We start from the raw sequence: 20,161 nt of genomic DNA on the forward strand, positions 1-20,161 counted from the left end.
CTCCCCATGAAAAATACCTCTGCGACGCCTTTAGGGGCTGGCGCTAAGCGGTCGACGCCACCCGGTGGTTTGCAGGCGTGGCTGCCTCGCCTGGTGCTGGCGCCGTCGGTGGCAATTTCGCTGTTCTTTGTTTACGGCTTCATGCTGTGGACGTTCGTGCTCTCGCTAACCAGCTCGCGCATGCTACCCAGCTATGACTTTGTCGGCTTTGGTCAGTACGCCCGCCTGATGGCCAATGAGCGCTGGTGGGTCGCCTCGACCAACCTGATGATTTTTGGGGTGCTGTTCGTGGTGATTTGTCTGGTGATTGGCTCGCTGCTGGCGATACTGCTTGATCAGAAAATTCGCCAAGAGGGCGCGCTGCGCACGATCTATCTTTACCCCATGGCGCTTTCATTTATCGTTACCGGGGTGGTGTGGAAGTGGCTACTCAACCCGCAGCTGGGCATTCAGGCGATGGTTCAAGGTTGGGGCTTTGAGTCGTTTCGCTTTGACTGGATTGTTGACCCCGATATGGCGATTTATACCCTGGTGATTGCCGCCGTATGGCAGGCGTCAGGCTTTGTGATGGCGCTGTTTTTAGCTGGGTTGCGGGGTATCGACGACAGCATTATCAAAGCAGCGCAACTAGATGGCGCTAGCCTGCCGCGGATTTATTGGCGCGTGGTGATGCCCTGCCTACGCCCGGTCGTGTTTAGTGCGGTGATGATTTTGGCCCATATTGCGATTAAGAGCTTTGACCTGGTCGTCGCCCTCACCGGCGGCGGGCCTGGCTACGCCACCGATTTACCCGCCACCTTTATGTATGCCCACGCCTTTACCCGGGCGCAGATAGGTTTGGGCTCGGCCAGCGCCATGCTGATGTTGGGCGGCGTGTTGGCGATTTTGATTCCTTATCTCTACTCCGAATTAAGGAGCCGCAAGCATGGCTAATGTGATTCGTCGTCAGACGCCCGCTGCGCGGCTGGGCCGTGGCCTGCTCTATGGTGTGCTGATACTCGCCGCGCTGTTCTATATTCTACCGCTGGTGGTCATGCTGATGACCTCGGTGAAGCCACTGAGCGAAATCAGCGCCGGGTCGCTGCTCTCGTTTCCGCAAAATCCCACTTTCGCGCCGTGGACAAAAGCCTGGGGTGAAGCCTGTACCGGCATGCGCTGCGATGGCGTTGGCGGCTACTTCTGGAACTCCTTTGCGATTGTGATTCCAGCGGTGCTGATCTCAACCACTATCGGTGCCCTTAACGGCTATGCGCTAACCAAATGGCGCTTCAAAGGTTCTGAATTAGTCTTCGCATTAATGCTGTTTGGCTGTTTTATTCCTTTCCAGGTAGTGCTGTTGCCCATGGCGCAAACCCTCGGCTGGCTGGGTATCTCCAGCTCCCGCGCCGGGTTGATCCTGGTTCACGTGGTATTTGGCATCGCTTTCACCACGCTGTTTTTCCGCAACTTCTACGTGGGTATCCCCAACGAGCTGGTATCGGCGGCGAAGTTGGATGGCGCGGGCTTTTTCCGCATCTTCTGGCGCATTCTACTGCCGGTTTCGGCTCCGATTATTGTCGTCTCAGTGATTTGGCAGTTCACCCAAATCTGGAACGACTTCCTGTTTGGCGTGGCGTTTTCAGCCCATAACACTCAGCCCGTTACCGTGGCGCTAAACAATCTGGTGAATACCTCCACCGGCGTGCGCGAATACAACGTGGATATGGCGGCGGCAATGATTGCCGCGCTGCCCACCCTGGTGGTGTACGTGCTGGCGGGAAAATACTTCGTGCGCGGGCTGACAGCCGGTTCCGTTAAAGGCTAATAACAACTAGGTGAGTGGCAACCATTTCTAGAAGGTCAGAAGCAGCCCGTAGCGGGGGTCTTTCGCCAGGGATGGCGAAAGTAGCGCCCAGGGATGGGTTCACAGCGCCCCCGCGGAGGGCAGCTTCTGACCAACCCAGATGAATGGAGTTTGTCAGTCGCTTTAGAATAGGATTTTCATTATGGCAGCTTTAGAAATCCACAACGTGCGTAAAGAGTTCGGCAGCGAGCGGGTGCTCAAAGACGTTAGTATCTCCATCGATTCCGGCGAGTTTTTGATTCTGGTTGGGCCGTCAGGCTGCGGTAAGTCCACGCTGATGAACGCCATTGCCGGGCTTGAACCGGTGACGTCCGGCAATATTTATATCGATGGTGAAGACGTAACCTGGCGCACCCCTGCGGATCGGGATATCGCCATGGTATTCCAGTCCTACGCGCTTTACCCCAGTATGACCGTACGCCAGAACATCAGCTTCGGGCTTGAGATGCGCAAGGTACCCAAAGCCGAGCGGGAAGCCGCGGTGGAGCGGGTAGCCGACCTACTGCAGATCACTCACCTGCTGGAACGCAAACCTGCACAGCTCTCCGGCGGGCAGCGTCAGCGCGTGGCCATGGGGCGTGCGCTGGCTCGGGAGCCAAAGGTGTACCTGTTTGACGAGCCGCTCTCAAACCTGGATGCCAAACTGCGCGTGGATATGCGCACCGAGATTAAAAAGCTCCACCAGCGCCTGGGTACCACCATTGTTTACGTCACCCACGATCAGGTCGAAGCCATGACCCTGGCCGACTGCATTGCGGTGATGCGCGATGGCCATATTCTGCAGCTCGGCTCGCCGGATGAGGTCTACAACAACCCGGTGGATATGTTTGTGGCTGGCTTTATGGGCTCGCCGTCGATGAACTTCATTCGCGCCTCGCTGGAGGACGATAACGGTGGATATCAACTGCGCATTGTTACGCCAGGTGAGGATGAGCTGGTGCTACCCTGGCCGGAGGAGCGCATCGCCGCAGATATGGCCGAGCGGCTTAACCAGCCGGTCATTCTTGGTCTACGCCCAGAGCACTTCAGCGAAGAGGATGAGCGATTAACGTCCCAAGCCGAAGGAACGTTGCTGAGCGCCAGTGTGGCGGTGGTAGAACCTACCGGGGCGGATATCTTGCTGCGTTTACCCCTGGGCGAACAGGAAGTTACCGCCCGTGTTGGGCCTAAATGCGCGGTGGTTGCAGGGGAGCGCTTATCGCTGCGTGTTGATATGGGCAGAGCGATTCTATTTGATGCCGGGACCGAGCAGCGTATTGCGTAAGCGGCTTGACTTGAACCTGTTGTGAAATAGTAGGCCCCCTGCTGGTTTCAGCAGGGGGCCTCTTTTGTAGTTGCCTAAAGGGTTCAACTGCAGGTATTACTTACGAATAAGCCGTAGCTCGCCATTGAGCGCCTTGATGATCGAGTAGCACATCAGCAACATCACAATCGAGAACGGAATAGCGGTGGCGGTGACACCTGCCTGAAGGGCGGTCAGACCACCACCGATAAGCAGCACAATCGCGATGAGGCCCTCGACGACCGCCCAGAACATACGCTGTGGCCGCGGAGCATCGATTTTACCACCGGCGGTGATGGTATCGATGACCAGGGAGCCGGAGTCCGAGGAGGTGACAAAGAAGATCAGCGCCAGGACGATACCCAGGGTCGACATCAGGCCCGTCAACGGTAGTTCGTTCAGCATGCCGAACAGTGATAGCTCGGGTCTGTAGTTGTCGATTACATACTCTTTAACCAGGCTGCCCACCGGGTCAGCATAGAGCTGTTCAAGGGCGGTCGAGCCAAACACGCCCATCCAGATAAAGATAAACAGACTGGGAACGAGCAAAACGCAGAGGATAAACTCACGCACCGTACGGCCCCGGGAGACGCGAGCGATAAACATCCCCACGAAAGGTGCCCAACTAATCCACCAAGCCCAGTAGAAAATCGTCCAGGACTGGCGGTAGGCATCGTCGTCACGACCAAAAGGTGCGGATAGAGGAATAAAGTCCGTGACATAGGTGGTAAGCCCCGACCAGAAGCCGGTTAGTGCCAAAAGCGTAGGGCCAGCGAAGAGCACGAAAAAGAAGAACAGAACGGCCAGGATCATGTTGATCTCGGAAAGCTTCTTCAAGCCACCCTCAAGACCGCGCCAAACCGACACCAGCGCCACCGCCGTCACCAGAATGATGACAATGACTTGGGTCAAGGTGCTTACTTCCAGACCGAAGACAAAGTTCATCCCCGCATTGGCCTGCTGTGCCCCAAGCCCAAGGGACGTTGCCAGCCCGAAGAGGGTGGAAAACACCGCCAATATGTCGATGACGTGCCCCCACCAGCCCCAGACACGCTCGCCGAGAATCGGGAAAAAGGCCGAGCGGATCGAGAACGGCAGCCCCTTGTTATAGGTAAAGATGCCCAGCGCTAACGCCATGACCACATACACTGCCCAGCCATGGATTCCCCAATGGAGATAGGTGCCAGCAAGCCCTAAGGCGCTGGCATCAGCAATAGCGGCTGGGTTTAACTCACCGTCAGCACCAAACGGAGACTCGACGCCCAGGGGCAGCGAGACGTTGGCGTGATAAACCGGTTCGAGTACACCGAAGAACAGCAGGCCGATACCGATGCCCGCCGTAAATAGCATGGCGAACCAGGAAAGATAGCTGTGATCCGGCCGGGCATCGGCCCCGCCCAGTCTGACTGAGCCATAAGGCAGCACCACCAACGCCAAGCAGAACAGAATAAAGAAATCGACCAGAATCATGAAATACCAGTCCAGTGTTCCTGTCGAGAAAGAAACAATGGACTGAAATGTGCTCCCCGCTCGCTCTGGGAACAGCAGGGTGAGGACGATGAAGATAGCCGAGGCAAGCGCTGAGACAACGAACACACGGTTGTGGATGTCGAAGCCGATAGGGCCAAACTGCCCCTTGATATTGTCCTGACCGACGACATAGTCGGTCTGCATGTCGCTCGTTACCGAAGGCGACTCAGGATCATTGGGATTGTTCATACACTACGTCTCCTCAGTGGAGGATGCCATGTCAAACCTCCATCATGAGGATAAATAGCGTTGAATCCCATCTTGTGGCCGAAAAGGAGGGTTGCCGCCGTTTAACCCCTTAGCGATTCTGCGGCACTGCCTCTTTGTCTAGCCGCTTGATTTGCCGCCACAGGTCTTGGCGTAGATCGGCGATCTTGGGCTGCTCATCGGCAGTGAAGGGCACCGGACGACAGAGCCGCTGGGCGCGTAAACCAAGGCGCGCGCTAAGCAGCCCGGTGGCGAGGCCTTGACCCGCACGGGCGGAAAGGCGGCTGGCTAAATCCAGCGAGAGCATATCCATACTGGCGTCGGTGGCCAGTTCGCTGGCACCGGCAAAAGCCATGTTGTGCAGCACGTTACGAAACAGCCGCAGGCGGCTGGCGTAGCCCAGCTCAAGACCATAAAGGCGGCAGAGCCGATCCACCATCGCCAGGCTGCGCCAGGCCACCAGCGCCATATCCACCAGCGTTAGCGGGCTGATCGCGACCATGATGGCGGTTTCACCGGACATACGCGTAATCAGGCGCTGGGCCTCGCGGTCACGCGGGGCTAGCAGGTGGTAACGCAGAAGTGTCTGGATTTCCTCTCCGCTATGGTGGGGTTGGCTGGCGCGCTGGAAGGCCAGCCAGTGTGGGTCATCATCGGCTAGCTTAAGTTGGCGCCTCAACTGCTCGGCCATGACCCGGGCCTGTTTTGGAGAGCGTAGCGGTAGCTCGGCAAGATCGCCGCGCAGTTTGTCGTGGCGCTTGAGACGGCGTAAACGGCCCACCTCTTTGAGCAGGGAGAGGCCGCCCAGGCCAATCAGGCTGATTCCGAACAGCTGCCAGGCCATGGCGAGCCACTGCGACTGAGCGATCGTATCAGGAATGCCGGTGACCAGCTCTGCCGTGCCTAGCCCGGCACCACCCACCAGGGCAAATAGCAGCCCCCAGCGGCGTTTACGCGGCGCACCTAAACTGGCAGCAGGCAGCGCTTTATCTTCTGGTAGAGGCGCCAGTGGATGATGCTCGCTGGCGCCAGCAAAGGCTTCGCGCTGACGTAGGACTGTCTCTGCATCAGCGGCCTTTTCGGGCTGGTCATCCAGCGTGAAGTGGCGGCGTGGCTGTGGGGTGGTCATGTCAGTTTGTCTCCAATCAGCCAGTCGATGGCGGCATCCATGCGAATATGATCCAGCGCTTCTGAGCTGGTTGGCATCGGGCGAAAGCCGGGGAAGTCGAAGCCCTGCTGCTGCCAGAAATCTGCAGCGGGCAGCCGGGCGGGCACATCGCCAGGGTAAACCAGCACCTCTTCGCCCTCTAGTGTGGTGCCTCGCAGTGCAGGTGAACGCTTACCCTCATGGGTCACCTCACGGGCTTCAGTGGCACGAATAGCTGCCAGCGAGAGCGCTTTAACCGGCACGTTGGCAAAGCGAAGGTCTTTGAGAGGCTCTGCCAGCAGGGCCTCTAACAGCTGCACCAAGTGGCCGTGTTGATCGGGAGTGACGTGATCGGCTTTGGTGGCGGCAATGGCGAGCCGGTCAATTTTCGGTGCGAAGAGGCGCGTAAGTAAGCTGCGCTGGCCATAATCGAAGCTGTGCATTAACTGGCGTAGCGCACTGGAAAGGTCTTCAAAGCGCTCCGGCCCGGCATTGAGCGCGCCCAGCACGTCCACCAGTACAATCTGGCGGTCAAAGCGACGGAAGTGATCGCGATAAAAGGGCTTGACCACTTGCTGCTGGTAGTAGCGAAAGCGCGCTGCCAGGGTAGCGTAAAGGCTGTTGGCGGGCAGTGCCTCAAGCGTTTCTCTAGAGGTATTGTGTTGAGAGGTGTCGAGCTGCGGTAGCGGAAAAAACTGCAGCACTGGCGCTCCTTCCAGTTCGCCAGGAAGTAAAAAACGCCCGGGCTGCAGGTCGGAAAAACCGGCCTTTTTGGCGCGGCGAAGGCCTTGAGCGTACTCCTCGGCAAGAGCCGCAAGCTGGGCTTCATCCGCTTCGCCAGCGGGGTCGAGCTGTTCTACTGCGGCGAGCCATTCGCTAAACAGGCTGCGGCGCTGTTCGCCCTCGTGTAACGCCTGGGCCTGGCTCCAGCTATAAAAGTCGTGCTGCAGCAGCGGCAAATCGAGCAGCCACTCGCCAGGGTAGTCGAATAGATCCAGAGTAAGGTGAGCGATTTCAGGGGTTAGCCAGCCGCTGCGGGCAGGGCGGTAGCGCAGTTGTAAGCGTAACTCACTAATGCCGCGGGTGGGCTCCGGCCAGCGCGGTGGCGTATCGCGCAGTGCAGCCATGCCGGGGTCGTAGGGAAAACGAGGCACGTCCAGGTCGGGCTGATTAAGCCGCTGGGCACCAAGCAGGCGACCTTCCCGGGCAGCGGGCAGCAAATCGAGCCGCGCCTCAACGCCCGCGTGACGCAGTTGATTGACCAGCGATGTCAAAAACGCGGTTTTCCCCGCTTGGGAGAGGCCGGTGACCGCTAAGCGCAACTGGCGATCCCGCCCCCGCTCTAACAAATTGCTCAGTTCGCGACTTAACGGCTGACGCATCCTTTCGATCCCTTTGTAGGAGCCTGTCTGACTTAGCTTCTCGCGACGATCAGCCAAGCCAGGCAGGCTCTTAGCCTTTATTGGCTAAACATTAATACCAGTTGTGAAAGCATCGGCAGGGTGGCAATCAAAAAGCCAACCCCCGCCAGGGTGTAGCCTGGCCAGCGTCGGGTCATCTTCTGCGCCAAGGTTAGCCCCACTAAGCACACCACCATACCGATTAAATTAAACGCCAGTGTGGCGGCTTCTAGCCATTGTTGCGGATCCATTGGATCTCCCTAGCTCTAATGCCATTGAGCACATGATAGCAAAGCATTAATGAACCGAAGATTAACTGCGGCTGAGGGTGGTGCCTAACAGGTGCTGGGCGCCAGGCACTAGCCAGACTGGGTCTAGGCGCGTATTGGCGGCTTCAACGCAGATAAAGTGTCGTGCCACGTCGGCGGGGGTGTCGCTGGGCAGGTCGTTGTTGGGGTGCCACACTACCGTGGAGTCGCTAGACTGCTTGCCGATGCGCAGGCTGCGCTCGCCATCGTTGAGCAGCACGGCTTCATTGGTGTGATAAATGCGGTCAACGGCGCCCTGAACGGCCAGCGTGCCCTGCTGTTCGCTCTCAGCAAAGTCGCGCAGTTTGTCGAGATAGCGCGCGCCGGAAAGGCCTTCCAGGCGACACTGGTGAGTATCGGCAACGGCTAAATAGGTATGCAGCGCACCGCTGGTTTTAATCGGCGTTTCGCCGATGTTTTCGCTAATCAGCTCAACGTTCAAGCGCTGGGCGTTTGCTTGTACCACTAGGCGCGCGGTAAGCAGTGTATGCAGGGGCTGTGCTGGAGAGAGGTGGAGCTCAATTCCCTCGGCGTGCTCATCAACAGCGTCTAGACGCCACTCCGCATGGCGGGCAAGGCCATGGAAAGGGCCGTCGTGGTTGGGGCTCTCATCGGCATAGCGTTCGTCGGCAAACCACGGCCAGCAGAGCGGAATACCACCCCGGATAGCCCCTGGCAAGGCCTGGGGCGTAGGCGTCAGCCATAACCAGCCGGTATCACCAGCAGGGCAGAAGTGCAGCACTTGAGCACCCTGGAGACTAACCACCAACTCGCCCCAAGGCATATTGAAAAGCACCACTTCGCGGCCTTCCCACTGCGTCGTTTGCTGTCCTTGAGTGCTTTTAACCAGTTGATTGAGCGAGTCGGGGATCATGAGTTTTCCTTTAAGAGTTGCCAAGCATCGATACCGATAGGCGCCGAACACTAACGCTGTGTGCTATGGTAGAACAAGCGTGACTCGAAGGTAAAACGCGTAACTGCAACCCGTAATCGAAATAGTAAGGAGACTATATGGGCTTTATTGCATGGTTAATCATTGGTGGCCTGGCTGGTTGGATTGCTGGCAACATCATGCGCGGCGGCGGTTTTGGCATCCTGGGTAATATCGGTGTCGGTATCGTTGGTGCGGTTATAGGTGGTTTTTTGTTTAGCCTTCTGGGCCTCTCGTCCGGTGGCTTTATTGGTTCGCTAGTTACCGCGATCGTGGGTGCCGTGGTGCTTCTTTGGGTAATCAGTAAGGTTAAAAAAGCGTAGCGATTGAGTTGCTACCTGTATGTCACCGCCCGGCCTTTTGCCGGGCGGTGTCGTTTTATGCATACCGAGGCCTAAGGCTATCGGTGTTCGTACCACTTTCCGTTACACTAGGCAGCTTTACTTCCGGCTATTTGCTGGTGTCATTGTGCTTTTTCGAGGTGCCTCTTGATCGACGCGTTAAATGCCTGGTGGGCCCAACAGCTAGTGCTGTGTGATTGGGCGTTTACTCCTCATCCGTTGGCGGTCGATGCAGGGGCGGCAGAGCAGCGCCTGTTACAACTGGGCATTACCAATCGAGGCGAGCTGGCCGAACAGCTCTTCCACGGGCTGGGGGCTCCCGCAGGTAGCGCTGACCGTTTGCTAGGCGCTTTGGAGTGGGCCGCGTTGGCGGGAGCGGCTGGCTGGTTAGACGCTGATCAAGCCCGTCATTGGGCGCACCACCTAACCCGCCGCATCACCAGCGATTACAGCGACTTACGTGCCTGGCTAGCGGATCTGCGCCGTGCGCTAGGCGCGAGGGGCTGGGAAGTGGGGGCCGATGACCGATTTATTGACGCTTGCCAAGCGCTGGCCAATCTTGAAACCGATGGCGAAGGCATTACCTGGGATACGCTTGAAAATGCCCTGGCTGAACTGCCGGCTCCCGCTTCGCTATGGCCCCAGCAGCCCGAAGCGCAGAGCTGGCGGTTATGCGCGCTGTTCCGGCCGATTATTGTCTATCCCGCCAGCCACACCGACTGGCCCGAGGCCACCGAGTGGTTGGCCCACGTGTGGGATGTCCATGACCGTGACGCGCTAATTGGCGTGATGCTTTGGCTAGGCGCTCAAGGCGAGCGCCAGCGTTGGGATATCGAAGCACGCGAATTGCTCAGTATGGACAACGCCCAACGCATGGAGTGGCAGCGTAGCGTTGTGGAAGAGTCGCCCTATGCGCCGGTGCTGAATAAGTTCGTCACTCAAGGCGAGCCCCTGGAGTGGGCGGCTTGGGATTGGCTGCGGATTGTGGAACTTGCCTGGGCTGGCGCCTGCTGTGGCTTGCTGAGCCAGGAAGAGGCTGATGACCTGGCGGGGCACGCTGCTGATTTGCTCAGTCGGCGCTACCACGACTGGTATGCCGTGCTGAATGCGTACGGGCGCGGGCAGAGTCTATTTGACGGCATTGACCGGCGGGGTAAAACACCCAGCGAGCGGCATCAGTTGTTGCTGCACAGCGCCCATAGCCTTTGGAATAGCCCCTGGAAATGTCCCCCAGGGGAGTTATTGGATGAACCTACGCGCAAGGCATCCCAAGCGCGCATTCAGCAGTGGCGCAATACGCCCCATCACTGGTTGTTGGCGCTGGCCAGCGTGCGCGAACCGGATGCCATGCTGCGCCAGATAGCCCCCTCCGCGGCGCTGCCGGAAGATCAGCGTGCCGATGCGGCGCTCTATTTGCAGGAGTCACTTGGCTTACATGCCGATGAAGGCGCTCATGCACTGGCGCGCTACTGGCTGCCCGCTCAGGCGCACCATCTTAATCAGTTGGCGGCCGACGCCGTGCATGGCGTTTTACCCCCCTCGCAAAGCTGGTTTGGCCAGCCGACCCCGGAAGAGCTGAAACAGCGCAATGCGGTTAAAGGGGTAAGCCGCCATGCGGCCACGATCCATATGGCCGAAAAATTCGCCTTCTATCTGCATATGTCCCTCGACAGCGGCTTATTCGATCGTGCGCCGTTAATGGAGTATGCCAGCGCACTGCGAAGCTGCCTGTGCCGTTTTTACCCCAATGCCAAGCGGCTGTTAGAAGCCTGGTTCGCTTGGGAGAGCTGTCTGCCCGAACCTGAGCACGCCTCGTTGGTGAATGAAATTATTTGGCACATTGAAGATCCTGGCAGTCTGTTTCACTGGCTGGATTGGCGTCACGACGCCTGGCGTGAACCGGGTAGCCGCCCCACCTTGAGTCACTTCACCGCTATGTCGCTGGTGGGTCCGTTGAACAGTGCAGTATGGAGTGAGCCCCAGCCTGAGAGTGCCCGTGAGTGTGCCGAGATTCGCGAGTGGGTGGAGAGCCACTACCACTTGAGCAACGCCGGGGATATGCAGGAGTTTTTGACCTACATGCTAGAGTCGGGGGATCGTCAGGAGTATCAGATTAACTACGCGCCCTATACCCTCAATACTGAACGCTTAAGCGCTGAGATAGCCATTCTTGAATCCGGCGACTGTGCTGAAGATGAACGCCACCACCTGCTTCGCTTACGTCGTGTCCGCGACAACGAAGATGGCTGTAATGAGGTGGATATGGCTGCTTGGGATATTGCCCAACTGGTCGATTTGGCCATTGCCGCGCGGCAGTTAAACTGGCTGGATAGCGCCGCTTTCGCTAAGGTGTTGGATCGTGCTTACCAACTGGCGGCAGATCACTATGCCGGATGGCAGGAGTACGCCATGGGTATGTACGCAGGCTTCTCGTTTTTTATGGGCGAAACCCCTGAGCGAGAAAGCTTTTTAGCTGGTTTTCGTCAGGCGCTGGTGGCTTGGATATGCGGCGCGCCGGTCTTGGCTGGTCCATGGGTGAGCTTGGATTTTCCGGGCAATAAACCACGCCATTTTGCACCACTGCATATTGATACCCTACCGGGCGATCAGCGCACATTACATTGATGCTCGCCAAACATATGATAACTAGCTTATAGTCGTGCTTAGAAAAAATGAGTTTTGTCATACCGCCTTCTTATTAATGTCACGAGGTTAATCGCATGGTTGCGTTGCCACGCCCCGCTGTGACCGCTGTCCGTGTCGTAAGTGTCTGTTTTTTAGTTACATTGGTCGCTGGCTGTGCAGGTTCAGCGCGACAAAATAATATTCAGGCCCCCGAGAATTATTTCTCAATGGCGTTGCCGGGAATGGGGGCGAACCCGCAAATGTCCCCGGTTGATCCCATCGATGCGCATTTGCGCAGTTTGCAAGTACCGCCGCCAACAGTGGTTCGCGAGGCGCTGTTGGCGCAACACCAGCGCTGGGCAGGAACGCCTTACCGAATTGGCGGCACCTCAGAAAGAGGCATCGACTGTTCGGCCTTGGTTCGCAATGTTTACCGTGACACCTTTAATTTAGAGCTTCCGCGCTCTACCCGTGGTCAAGTACACGAGGGACGCCCGATCGACCGCCAAGAGCTGCAGGCGGGCGATCTGGTGTTCTTCCGACCACCGGGTCGTTATAACCATGTAGGGATCTACGTGGGCGATGGGTATTTTCTCCACGCCTCGACCTCAAAAGGGGTCATTATCTCCAGACTGGATAATAGTTACTGGCAGCGCTACTACTGGCAGTCACGTCGTGCGCTGGAGCCAACGCATTTGGCCCAACTGGGCGGCAGCGTTTTCCAGTAGCCAGACCGACCACGTTTTAGGAACGGCATGATTGAAGCCAAATCGCGCGCCTGGTGGCGCGCCACCTTGGCGCTTTGCCTCGGCTCATTTCTTGTTTTTATCAACTTGTACGCACCACAGCCGCTGCTGCCGGGGTTAAAGGAGACCTATCAGGTCTCGACCTTAGGTGTCAGCCTGCTCATGTCGGTGTCGACCCTCTCCTTAGCCATTGCGCTGTTGGTGTTCGGGCCACTCTCGGATGCTATTGGTCGCGAAGGCATAATGCGCATCACTCTGCTGCTTGCAGGCGGCTGTTCTATTGCCTTGGCATTCGCACCCACCTTTGAAAGCTTGCTGTTTTTGCGCCTGGTGCAGGGCTTTGTGCTGGGCGGGCTGCCAGCGGTGGCGATCGCCTGGATGGGCGATGAGTTTGAGAAGCCTGCGTTATTAAGCGCTGTAGGACTCTATATCGGCGCTAATTCACTTGGCGGAATCAGTGGGCGTATCGTCGGTGGCGGCGCCGCTGAAATTGGCGGCCCCACGGCGGCATTTTTAGCGGTCGGTATCATGACGTTAATTGGCTGTGGAGTGTTTTGGCGCCTGTTGCCCAATAGCCGCGCCTTTACTCCCCAACGCTTTGAGCTGCGCAAAGCGGCAAGCGATTTAGTCAATCATTTGCGTAACCCGGTGCTGCTCGCCGCTTACTGCCTGGGGGGTATCAACTTCCTGATTTTTATCAATCAATACAGCTATATCACCTTTCGGTTGGCGGCAGCGCCGTATCAATTAGCCGCCAGTGGTCTGGGGCTGATTTTTTTGACCTATCTCGGCGGCACCTTCGGTTCGATGATTTCCGGGCGTTTGGCTGGACGGTTTTCTCCTGCGGCATGCATGATGGTGGGGGGCGTGATTTTAATGCTGGGGACAACGATTACCTTAGCGGATTCGCTGCTGCTGATTATCGTTGGTTTAACCGTTAATGCCTTTGGCTTTTTCCTGGCTCATTCGTTGGCCTCCAGCTGGGTAGGGCGCTATGCCCAGGGCGCGCGGGGCAGCGCTTCGGCGCTCTACCTAGTGTTTTACTATGTGGGAGCCAGTTTGGGCGGCTTCTGGCTGGAGCCGTTCTGGCGCTGGGCCGGTTGGTTGGGCGTGAGCGTCGGTTCGTGGCTACTGCTGAGTATCACGCTGCTAATTGCTTCCGGACTATGGCGCTTTGAGCGTCGCCAAGCGGTTGGCTAACCTTCACCAGTTGCACGCATTGATGCCGAGCGCAGGTTTCCGCAAGGGCGCTGTGACCCCCCTCCCTGGGCGCTACTTTCGACATCTGACCGCCAGGGATGGCGGAAATGCCGGAATGGTCGGGAACATTTTTTCCGGCCATGTCGAAAGACCCTCGCTTCAACCTGCCCTGGCATCAACTACCATGGCTTCAGCTGCCCTTCGCTTAAGTGCAAGCGCTGTGGGCAAAGCCGTTCCAGTAGGGCGGTGTCGTGGCTAATCACCAGCACGCCAAGCTGGCGTTGTTCGGCCTCTCGTTTTAATGCCTGCCAAAGCTCAACCTGGGTAATGGGGTCGAGCATGGTGGAGATCTCATCGGCGACGAGAAAGCGTACTCCCGGCGCGAGCGCCCGCAACACGCATACCCGCTGCAGCTCTCCCCCTGATAACGATTGAGGGAAGCGCGTCAGCCATTTTGCTTTCACGCCAAACGCTTGGCACTGTGCGTCAGAAGGCGTCCAGGCTTCACGCAGTATCTTACCTACCCGCCAGCGTGGATTCACCGCGAGCTCCGGCGATTGCGGTAGCCACTGCACGGGCTGCACACCGCTTTTCGGTAACGCCTCGCCATCCAGGGTGACATCACCTGCCTGGGGTGCTAAGTAGCCCGCCAGCAGTTGGCCTAGCGTCGATTTACCCGCCCCCGAGTCGCCGCTTAATCCTAGCCACTGACCCGCGCACAGCGTTAGCGAAATGTTCTGAAGTAGCGGTACCTTGGGGGCAAAGTGAAAACTCAACTGGCGTGCTTTAAGCAACGTGCGCCTCCTGTTCAACCCTGCGGGTGGTGGTCGCTGCAAAAGCATTGTCCGGCAGCGCCAGCCACAATGCCTGTGAATATGCGCTGAGAAGCATAGATCCGGTGCCTTGAAAAGCGCAGGAGGGCGCAGTTTCGACCCGCTTGCCGTCACGCATAATGGTGACGTGGTCGGCGATTGGCAGCGCATGGCGCAGATCGTGGGTAATCAGAATCACGCTTTTGCCCTGGTCGGCCAGTTCGCGCAGCGCATCCAGCACCCGCCGACGCTGGTGAGGATCAAGGCCTACGCTGGGTTCATCGGCAATCACCAGCTTGGCCTGGCTGACGTGGGCCATGGCCGTCAACACGCGCCGGGCCATGCCGCCGGATAGCTCATGGGCATAGGCCTGCTGTGCGCGGGCGTCTAGCTGATAGTGATCAAGGGCTTGTTGGGAGGCGTGCCAAGCATGTGCTGATGGCTGGCCTGCGCGCAGGGCCGCCCAGGTCACCTGGCGCTGAGTACGCACGAGCGGATCTAAGGCGCTTAGTGATTGGGGTATCAGCGCCAGCTCCCGGCCGCGAAGCTGGCGTTGGCGTGACGCGTTAAGCGGTTTGCCTTGATAGTAAAGCTGGCCGTTTAAGCGTGCAGGTGTTGGAAGTAAATCCATAATGGCATAAGCCAATAGGCTTTTTCCAGCACCGGAGGCGCCCACCACCGCATGAACCTCGCCAGGGAAAACCGTTAGTGAAAATTCATCCAGGCAGGTGGCCCAGTCGCGCTTCCACCAGGAGGTATACAGAGGTAGCTGTAGCGATAATTGATCAATCGTTAACACGGCAGACCTCCCATCAATAGTTTTATAGCCAGTGGTTTTTACAGCCAATGGTTTTCTGAAAAGTGCTAAAGCGCACGGCGTAGGTGACTTGAGAGGCGCTCAAAACCCAGCACCATCAGTAACAGCCCCAAGCCGGGAAATATCCCCAGCCACCAGTAACCGCCGCTTAAGTAGCGCATGGCGTCGGCCAGTAACACGCCAATAGCGGGCTGGCTGGGGCTTAAGCCAAAGCCCAAAAAGGTCAGTGCGGCCTCGTGAAGAATGGCGTGGGGAAACAGCAGTAACGCGCCAACCAGGCAATGCGGAATAAGATGGGGGAGCAGGTGGCCGTGGAGCACAAACCAGCGCGATTTACCTAGAGCACGGGAGATGCGCACATAGGGCGCCTGCCGTAACTGCCATAGCTCGGCGCGCAGCACCCGGGCTAGGCTTGGCCAGTGGGTCACCGCAACAGCAATAATCACTGCCTGGGTACCGCCACCTAAGGCAAAAGCGATCAGCATTAATAAAATCAAATGAGGCACGCTAAGCAGCGTATCAATCAGCAAACTAACCAGCGCATCCAGCCGCGCTGACAGCGTGGCTATTGCTGCCAGGCTTAATGCAATCAGCGTGCTCAGTAGCGCTGCCAAGCAGCCTACCCAGAAGCTTAGCGCTAGCCCCGCAAGGGTACGCGCCCAGAGCTCCCTGCCCAGCGCGTCTGTGCCCAGCCAGTGTTCAACGCTAGGCGGGGCCAGGCGGGCATCAAACTGCATCTGTTGCGGTGAATCACCTAGCAGCCACTGGCTAGCGACTAGCCCCATGACCAGCAGGGCGGTGACTCCCAGGCTGAAGGCGGCACGAAGGCGCGGTTGAGCCTGACTCATAAACCACCTGGCTGGATGCGTGGGTCAATAACGGTGTAGAGGCTATCGGCGATCATATTGCCAACGCTGACAAACAGAGCGGTAAATAGCGCAATGCCCAGCAGCAGGGGGACGTCACTGCGCAGGCCCGCTGCCACTGTGGCTTGACCTAAGCCGGGGTAGGCAAATACCTGCTCGATTAAAATGGAGCCGCCAAACAGTTCGCCCAGCGAGGCAAACGCTAGCGTAATCGCCGGTACACTGGCGTGGCGAAGACCGTGGCGCCAAGCCACATCAAGACGGCTGGCACCCTGAGAAAAGGCGTGAGTAGCAACGTCTGAGCGCATTAGCTCAAGCATGCGGGTGCGGGTGTGCAGGGTGATACTGGCGATGCCCAGCAGTGCCAGGGTCGCCACTGGCAGCAGTAAATGGTGCAACCGCGTGGCGAGGGTGACTTCCTGGTTTAACGCCCCGGCGGGGCCTGCGCAGCAGGTGGGTGTCCACCCCAGGGTTACCGAAAATAGTAGCACCGCAAGTAACGCCAGCCAAAAGGCGGGCGTGGAGGCGGTAATAAAGGCATAGGTGCTGATGATGTTATCCAGCTTGGAGCCCTCTTTGGCACCCGCCATAACACCGAGGCTAAACCCCACCAGCGCAGAGAGCAGCCAGGCACTGCCGAGTAGCGCAATGGAGCGTTGAAAACGCTGAGCGATTACCTCACTAACCGGCTGGTTATACACGTGGCTCCAGCCTAAATCACCACTGACTAACTGGCGCAGCCAGTGGCCAAACTGAACGACAGCTGACTCATCAAACCCCCAGCGCTGGGCAATCAATGCACGCTGCTCTGGGCTCACTTGGGCCATTTGCGGGCCTAGGTAGGCATCAATGGGGTCAACGGGAGATGCCATCATAAGCCCATACGACACCAGGGCCACGCAGATTAATACCAGCGCTAGGCGAGCCACGCGCTTGGCGATAGGCGCAATTAGTCGCACGTCCAGCGCCACTCAAGCAGGTTGGTGGTGATCGGCCAGCCGTGGCCATGAGGCGCTAAGCTCAGATCGCCGACATCTAAGCAGGTATCGGTAAAATAGACATGCTCAAGATTGACCAGCCAGGCCCAGCTACTATCGCCGCGTACTCCGTAGCCGGTGGTGCCGTCCCACTGCGCTGCCTGCCACTCGCGGTTGGCTTGTTCAAGGCCAGACGCTGCCTGGGCGGCGTCCAAGTGGGCATCCACCGCTGGATTAGCGTAGAAACCGCTGTTGTAGAAGCCGTTGCCCGCATGCTGACTGTGGAAGAGGTAGTAAACTTCCTGGGGGCTATGGCTGCCAAAACCGAACATAATGGCATCCTGGTGCAGTGCTTCGCGCTGGATTTCGTCCCAGTGACGGCCGGTGGGCTGTATCTCAATTCCCAGTGGACGCACCATCTCGGCACTGACTTCCGCAAGTAGCTGTCGGGTGGTATCGCTGGAAGGGTAGGTGAGTCGAAAGCTAGCGGGCAACCCATCTTTATAGCGCAGGCCATCATCGCGTAGCTGCCAACCTGCGGCGTCGAGTATCTCTTCCGCCTGGTCAAGGTCGGGAGCGGCAAAGCGCTCATCGCTATTGCTCCAGGGAAGGCCGTCCGCCGGGCCAAAGGCGGGGCGCCCATAGCCGTGAAGCGCCACCTCTACCAGCGTATCGCGGTCAAGGGCAAGGTTAATTGCCCGACGGACAGCAATATCAGCGGTCACGTCGTTGCCAATCGGTGCGCCGGAGCCGGCGTGTTCGCCATTGGCAGACTGCATGGGGAAAAGAATGCCGCGATTATCGACACTCTCCATAATGACACGCTGCATATGTGCTGGCACATTGGCCGCCAGTGCAGGGGGAACCGAGGCGACATCCACTTGGCCGGCATGGGCGGCACTTAGCGTGGCGTCTTCACCGGTAAAGAGAAATACCAGCCGTTCAAAAGCAGGCGTAGGGCCGTAGAAGTAAGGGTTACGCTCAACAATTAGCTGCTCTCCTTCCTGCCACTCTACCAACTGATAGGGCCCAGACCCCAGGGGATGACGACCATACTGATCACTGTAGCCGTTATCACGCTCGGCGCGGGGCACAATGCCCAGCGTCAACAGTTGATCAATAAAGGTAATGCGCGGGGCCTTCAGGCGGAGCGAAACAGTGTGCTTATCAAGTGCGGTTGCTTCAGCCAGGGCGCTAAGATCCGCCCGCCCGCCTGCCCGGGCCGCCGCATTAAAAGTATAAGCCACATCTTCAGCGGTCAGCGGCGTGCCGTCGGCAAAGCGGGCGTCCTCGCGGAGTGTGAGTGTCCAGGTCATGCGGTCTTCAGAAAGCCACCACTCAGTGGCCAGCTCTGGCTGCGGCGCAAGATCCTTGCCCCGTGAGAGTAGCGTCGACTGAAACAGTGGATTGCCATACTGCCCCCAGCCCAACAGTGGGTCGAAACCCTGCTCGGGTTCGCCGCCAATGGCAAGTACCAGCTGTTCTTTTGCTTGCACAGTGGTGGCTACGACTAAACAACTTAGCGCAATACCCAGTAAGATAGGCCGAGTTGGTTTAGTCATCGCTTTATCCTTTATGCTGTTAGCGTCACTAGTATGATGTTTTTACAATAACATCATACTACCGGTGGTGGCAGCGCATGAAAAGTTAATCAGTACAGGGGGCGTGAATGCAGCGTGTAACGGTAACGCTTGATGAGGAGCTGGTGGCAGAAGTGGATGCATTGATGCGCGAGCGCGGCTATCAAAACCGCTCAGAGGCGATTCGCGATTTGACCCGCAGTGGCTTAAAACAGGCGAGAGAAGAGGCTGCACCTGACTCGCCCTGCATGGGCGCGCTGGTGTATGTTTATGATCATGCCGCTCGGGAGCTGTCCAAGCGCTTAACACGCCACTCACATGACCATCATGACCTGACGCTTTCGACTCTGCATGTACATATCAATCAGGACAGTTGCCTGGAAGTGGCGCTGCTCAAAGGTCAGGGGCGGGCGCTCAAACAATTTGCTGCTGAAGTCTCTTCGTCGCGCAGTGTGCGTCATGGGCAGTTAGTGCTGATACCTGACGAGGAACCTACTTTTTAAGCATAAAAAAGGGCAACCCGATGGGGTCGCCCTTTTTGCAGCGGTTACGCGAGCGTCTTAGTGCTCAACGCCGCCTTCGCCGTGCACGTGGCCGTGCTCAACTTCTTCAGCGCTAGCTTCTCGTACTTCAGCGATCTCAACATCAAAGTTGAGCTGCTGGCCAGCTAGCGGGTGGTTGCCATCGACAACGACCGTATCACCTTCGACTTTCTTGACGGTCACCATCAGAGGACCGCCTTGAGTCTGGGCTTGGAACTGCATGCCCGGCTCAATGCTTTCAACGCCCTGGAACGCATCGCGGGGTACTTCTTGCATCAGCTGCTCTTGCAGCTCGCCGTAACCTTCTTCAGGAGAGACGCTAACATTCAGCTTTTCGCCCGCCGCACGACCTTCAAGCTCTTTCTCAAGACCCGGAATGATGTTGCCGGCGCCGTGGAGGTAGGTAAGCGGCTCACGGCCTTCGGAACTGTCTAGCACTTCACCTGCATCGTTGGTCAGAGTGTAGTGAAACGCGACAACCGAGTTTTGCGCAATTTGCATGGAATAACCTTTCGGTGAGTGCATGTCCCAATATGGTAACGCGTGTGCGCTGGCTTGTCAGGGGGTAGCGACGCTTTTTCCTACTCATCACTTTTGGCGGTATTGCGCGGCAAGGTGACCAGGGATACCCTACGACCATCACTTTTTCCTTTGCCCTATCACTTTTGGAGCATGCAATGACGATCTTGATTATTTGGCTTATCGCATTTTGCCTGATTGCTTATTTTTCCTATCAGCGCTGGAACAGCGGCGTCAGCCAGGGGTTGGATAAGGTGTTGCCAAGCTTTTTGAAAAGTCATGGCGACAATCGCTATCTATGGGTGATTACACTGGCAGTGTTGGGGGCCACCACCTTGGTTCAACCGGTTGAAATGCTGTTGGTCGTCATCCTGCTTGCCCTGATTGGCTGGGCAATCATGGCACTGGCTAAATGGGCTGGGAATAAAACCCACCACTAATCTGTTCGCGATAAAATAAAAAGCCCGGCCATCACATGTGATGGCCGG

The 20,161-nt window shown here is 57.6% G+C and carries 20 protein-coding genes; 9 read left to right on the top strand and 11 right to left on the bottom strand.

The genetic code is table 11. The features are described 5' to 3' along the window. Nucleotides 1–6 precede the first annotated feature (6 nt). The 3 genes from HZU72_RS12135 to HZU72_RS12145 all read left to right on the top strand — a co-directional run bounded on the left by HZU72_RS12135 (nucleotide 7) and on the right by HZU72_RS12145 (nucleotide 3,107). Nucleotides 7–933, top strand: coding sequence for a carbohydrate ABC transporter permease (locus HZU72_RS12135; RefSeq protein WP_180092300.1), 927 nt, complete (start codon nucleotides 7–9; stop codon nucleotides 931–933). Beyond that, a complete protein-coding gene (locus HZU72_RS12140) occupies nucleotides 926–1,804 on the top strand; it encodes a carbohydrate ABC transporter permease (protein WP_009287309.1) in 879 nt (292 codons plus the stop codon). Before HZU72_RS12135 ends, HZU72_RS12140 begins: the two co-directional genes overlap by 8 nt. 181 nt (nucleotides 1,805–1,985) lie before the next feature. Continuing rightward, complete coding sequence (locus HZU72_RS12145) at nucleotides 1,986–3,107, top strand: ABC transporter ATP-binding protein (protein ID WP_180092217.1); 1,122 nt, start codon at nucleotides 1,986–1,988, stop codon at nucleotides 3,105–3,107. A 96-nt stretch (nucleotides 3,108–3,203) separates the two neighbouring features. Here HZU72_RS12145 and HZU72_RS12150 read toward each other — a convergent pair whose 3' ends face one another. The 5 genes from HZU72_RS12150 to HZU72_RS12170 all read right to left on the bottom strand — a co-directional run bounded on the left by HZU72_RS12150 (nucleotide 3,204) and on the right by HZU72_RS12170 (nucleotide 8,591). Next, complete coding sequence (locus tag HZU72_RS12150; RefSeq protein ID WP_180092220.1) at nucleotides 3,204–4,844, bottom strand: BCCT family transporter; 1,641 nt, start codon at nucleotides 4,842–4,844, stop codon at nucleotides 3,204–3,206. A 109-nt stretch (nucleotides 4,845–4,953) separates the two neighbouring features. Then, the gene (locus HZU72_RS12155) at nucleotides 4,954–5,991 is read right to left on the bottom strand and encodes a YcjF family protein (protein WP_180092222.1); all 1,038 of its coding nucleotides are present in this window, start codon (nucleotides 5,989–5,991) and stop codon (nucleotides 4,954–4,956) included. Continuing rightward, on the bottom strand, nucleotides 5,988–7,391 hold the full coding sequence (locus HZU72_RS12160) for a YcjX family GTP-binding protein (RefSeq protein ID WP_180092225.1): 1,404 nt from the start codon (nucleotides 7,389–7,391) through the stop codon (nucleotides 5,988–5,990). The genes HZU72_RS12155 and HZU72_RS12160 overlap by 4 nt, the downstream gene beginning before the upstream one ends. A 77-nt stretch (nucleotides 7,392–7,468) precedes the next feature. After that, complete coding sequence (locus HZU72_RS12165; RefSeq protein ID WP_022520445.1) at nucleotides 7,469–7,660, bottom strand: hypothetical protein; 192 nt, start codon at nucleotides 7,658–7,660, stop codon at nucleotides 7,469–7,471. Between the two features lie 61 nt (nucleotides 7,661–7,721). Beyond that, nucleotides 7,722–8,591 carry a D-hexose-6-phosphate mutarotase gene (locus tag HZU72_RS12170; protein ID WP_180092229.1) on the bottom strand — a complete coding sequence of 290 codons (870 nt, stop codon included), beginning with the start codon at nucleotides 8,589–8,591 and terminating at the stop codon, nucleotides 7,722–7,724. 137 nt (nucleotides 8,592–8,728) lie between these two features. Between HZU72_RS12170 and HZU72_RS12175 the strand changes: the two genes are divergently transcribed. The 4 genes from HZU72_RS12175 (at nucleotide 8,729) to HZU72_RS12190 (ending at nucleotide 13,560) form a co-directional block, all read left to right on the top strand. After that, the gene (locus tag HZU72_RS12175) at nucleotides 8,729–8,971 is read left to right on the top strand and encodes a GlsB/YeaQ/YmgE family stress response membrane protein (protein WP_008958536.1); all 243 of its coding nucleotides are present in this window, start codon (nucleotides 8,729–8,731) and stop codon (nucleotides 8,969–8,971) included. A 165-nt stretch (nucleotides 8,972–9,136) separates the two neighbouring features. Next, nucleotides 9,137–11,614, top strand: a complete 2,478-nt coding sequence (locus HZU72_RS12180; RefSeq protein WP_180092231.1) for a DUF1266 domain-containing protein — start codon at nucleotides 9,137–9,139, stop codon at nucleotides 11,612–11,614. Between the two features lie 95 nt (nucleotides 11,615–11,709). Then, complete coding sequence (locus HZU72_RS12185; RefSeq protein WP_208458060.1) at nucleotides 11,710–12,342, top strand: C40 family peptidase; 633 nt, start codon at nucleotides 11,710–11,712, stop codon at nucleotides 12,340–12,342. Nucleotides 12,343–12,369: 27 nt separating this feature from the next. Further along, on the top strand, nucleotides 12,370–13,560 hold the full coding sequence (locus tag HZU72_RS12190) for an MFS transporter (RefSeq protein WP_180092234.1): 1,191 nt from the start codon (nucleotides 12,370–12,372) through the stop codon (nucleotides 13,558–13,560). Nucleotides 13,561–13,739: 179 nt separating this feature from the next. Here HZU72_RS12190 and HZU72_RS12195 read toward each other — a convergent pair whose 3' ends face one another. From HZU72_RS12195 to HZU72_RS12215, 5 genes are all read right to left on the bottom strand, one after another. Next, entirely contained in the window at nucleotides 13,740–14,354 is a 615-nt protein-coding gene (locus HZU72_RS12195) for an ABC transporter ATP-binding protein (protein WP_180092236.1), read from the bottom strand. Next, entirely contained in the window at nucleotides 14,347–15,171 is an 825-nt protein-coding gene (locus HZU72_RS12200) for an ATP-binding cassette domain-containing protein (protein WP_180092239.1), read from the bottom strand. The genes HZU72_RS12195 and HZU72_RS12200 overlap by 8 nt, the downstream gene beginning before the upstream one ends. Before the next feature lie 65 nt (nucleotides 15,172–15,236). Continuing rightward, entirely contained in the window at nucleotides 15,237–16,037 is an 801-nt protein-coding gene (locus HZU72_RS12205; protein WP_180092242.1) for an ABC transporter permease, read from the bottom strand. Further along, the gene (locus HZU72_RS12210) at nucleotides 16,034–17,014 is read right to left on the bottom strand and encodes an ABC transporter permease (RefSeq protein WP_180092245.1); all 981 of its coding nucleotides are present in this window, start codon (nucleotides 17,012–17,014) and stop codon (nucleotides 16,034–16,036) included. Before HZU72_RS12210 ends, HZU72_RS12205 begins: the two co-directional genes overlap by 4 nt. Then, nucleotides 17,005–18,594 carry an ABC transporter substrate-binding protein gene (locus HZU72_RS12215; protein ID WP_180092248.1) on the bottom strand — a complete coding sequence of 530 codons (1,590 nt, stop codon included), beginning with the start codon at nucleotides 18,592–18,594 and terminating at the stop codon, nucleotides 17,005–17,007. Before HZU72_RS12215 ends, HZU72_RS12210 begins: the two co-directional genes overlap by 10 nt. A 107-nt stretch (nucleotides 18,595–18,701) precedes the next feature. Here HZU72_RS12215 and nikR point away from each other — a divergent pair, with 107 nt between their 5' ends. Beyond that, the gene (nikR, locus tag HZU72_RS12220) at nucleotides 18,702–19,115 is read left to right on the top strand and encodes a nickel-responsive transcriptional regulator NikR (RefSeq protein ID WP_180092251.1); all 414 of its coding nucleotides are present in this window, start codon (nucleotides 18,702–18,704) and stop codon (nucleotides 19,113–19,115) included. A gap of 57 nt (nucleotides 19,116–19,172) precedes the next feature. On the opposite strand, the gene HZU72_RS12225 is transcribed toward nikR, so the two are convergent. Continuing rightward, on the bottom strand, nucleotides 19,173–19,655 hold the full coding sequence (locus tag HZU72_RS12225) for an FKBP-type peptidyl-prolyl cis-trans isomerase (RefSeq protein ID WP_071695751.1): 483 nt from the start codon (nucleotides 19,653–19,655) through the stop codon (nucleotides 19,173–19,175). Between the two features lie 176 nt (nucleotides 19,656–19,831). Between HZU72_RS12225 and HZU72_RS12230 the strand changes: the two genes are divergently transcribed. Next, nucleotides 19,832–20,113, top strand: a complete 282-nt coding sequence (locus HZU72_RS12230) for a hypothetical protein (protein WP_180092255.1) — start codon at nucleotides 19,832–19,834, stop codon at nucleotides 20,111–20,113. The last annotated feature ends 48 nt before the right edge of the window (nucleotides 20,114–20,161 follow it).

The sequence above is a fragment of the Vreelandella sedimenti genome (assembly GCF_013416325.1).
Lineage (GTDB): Bacteria > Pseudomonadota > Gammaproteobacteria > Pseudomonadales > Halomonadaceae > Vreelandella > Vreelandella sedimenti.

Excerpts from the sequence above, each read along its gene's own strand:
- HZU72_RS12190 (WP_180092234.1), top strand. The coding sequence starts at position 12,370 with ATGATTGAAGCCAAATCGCGCGCCTGGTGGCGCGCCACCTTGGCGCTT.
- nikR (WP_180092251.1), top strand. The coding sequence starts at position 18,702 with ATGCAGCGTGTAACGGTAACGCTTGATGAGGAGCTGGTGGCAGAAGTG.
- HZU72_RS12165 (WP_022520445.1), bottom strand. The coding sequence starts at position 7,660 with ATGGATCCGCAACAATGGCTAGAAGCCGCCACACTGGCGTTTAATTTA.
- HZU72_RS12155 (WP_180092222.1), bottom strand. The coding sequence starts at position 5,991 with ATGACCACCCCACAGCCACGCCGCCACTTCACGCTGGATGACCAGCCC.
- HZU72_RS12215 (WP_180092248.1), bottom strand. The coding sequence starts at position 18,594 with ATGACTAAACCAACTCGGCCTATCTTACTGGGTATTGCGCTAAGTTGT.
- HZU72_RS12140 (WP_009287309.1), top strand. The coding sequence starts at position 926 with ATGGCTAATGTGATTCGTCGTCAGACGCCCGCTGCGCGGCTGGGCCGT.
- HZU72_RS12175 (WP_008958536.1), top strand. The coding sequence starts at position 8,729 with ATGGGCTTTATTGCATGGTTAATCATTGGTGGCCTGGCTGGTTGGATT.
- HZU72_RS12230 (WP_180092255.1), top strand. The coding sequence starts at position 19,832 with ATGACGATCTTGATTATTTGGCTTATCGCATTTTGCCTGATTGCTTAT.
- HZU72_RS12205 (WP_180092242.1), bottom strand. The coding sequence starts at position 16,037 with ATGAGTCAGGCTCAACCGCGCCTTCGTGCCGCCTTCAGCCTGGGAGTC.
- HZU72_RS12170 (WP_180092229.1), bottom strand. The coding sequence starts at position 8,591 with ATGATCCCCGACTCGCTCAATCAACTGGTTAAAAGCACTCAAGGACAG.
- HZU72_RS12160 (WP_180092225.1), bottom strand. The coding sequence starts at position 7,391 with ATGCGTCAGCCGTTAAGTCGCGAACTGAGCAATTTGTTAGAGCGGGGG.
- HZU72_RS12185 (WP_208458060.1), top strand. The coding sequence starts at position 11,710 with ATGGTTGCGTTGCCACGCCCCGCTGTGACCGCTGTCCGTGTCGTAAGT.
- HZU72_RS12150 (WP_180092220.1), bottom strand. The coding sequence starts at position 4,844 with ATGAACAATCCCAATGATCCTGAGTCGCCTTCGGTAACGAGCGACATG.
- HZU72_RS12135 (WP_180092300.1), top strand. The coding sequence starts at position 7 with ATGAAAAATACCTCTGCGACGCCTTTAGGGGCTGGCGCTAAGCGGTCG.
- HZU72_RS12145 (WP_180092217.1), top strand. The coding sequence starts at position 1,986 with ATGGCAGCTTTAGAAATCCACAACGTGCGTAAAGAGTTCGGCAGCGAG.
- HZU72_RS12225 (WP_071695751.1), bottom strand. The coding sequence starts at position 19,655 with ATGCAAATTGCGCAAAACTCGGTTGTCGCGTTTCACTACACTCTGACC.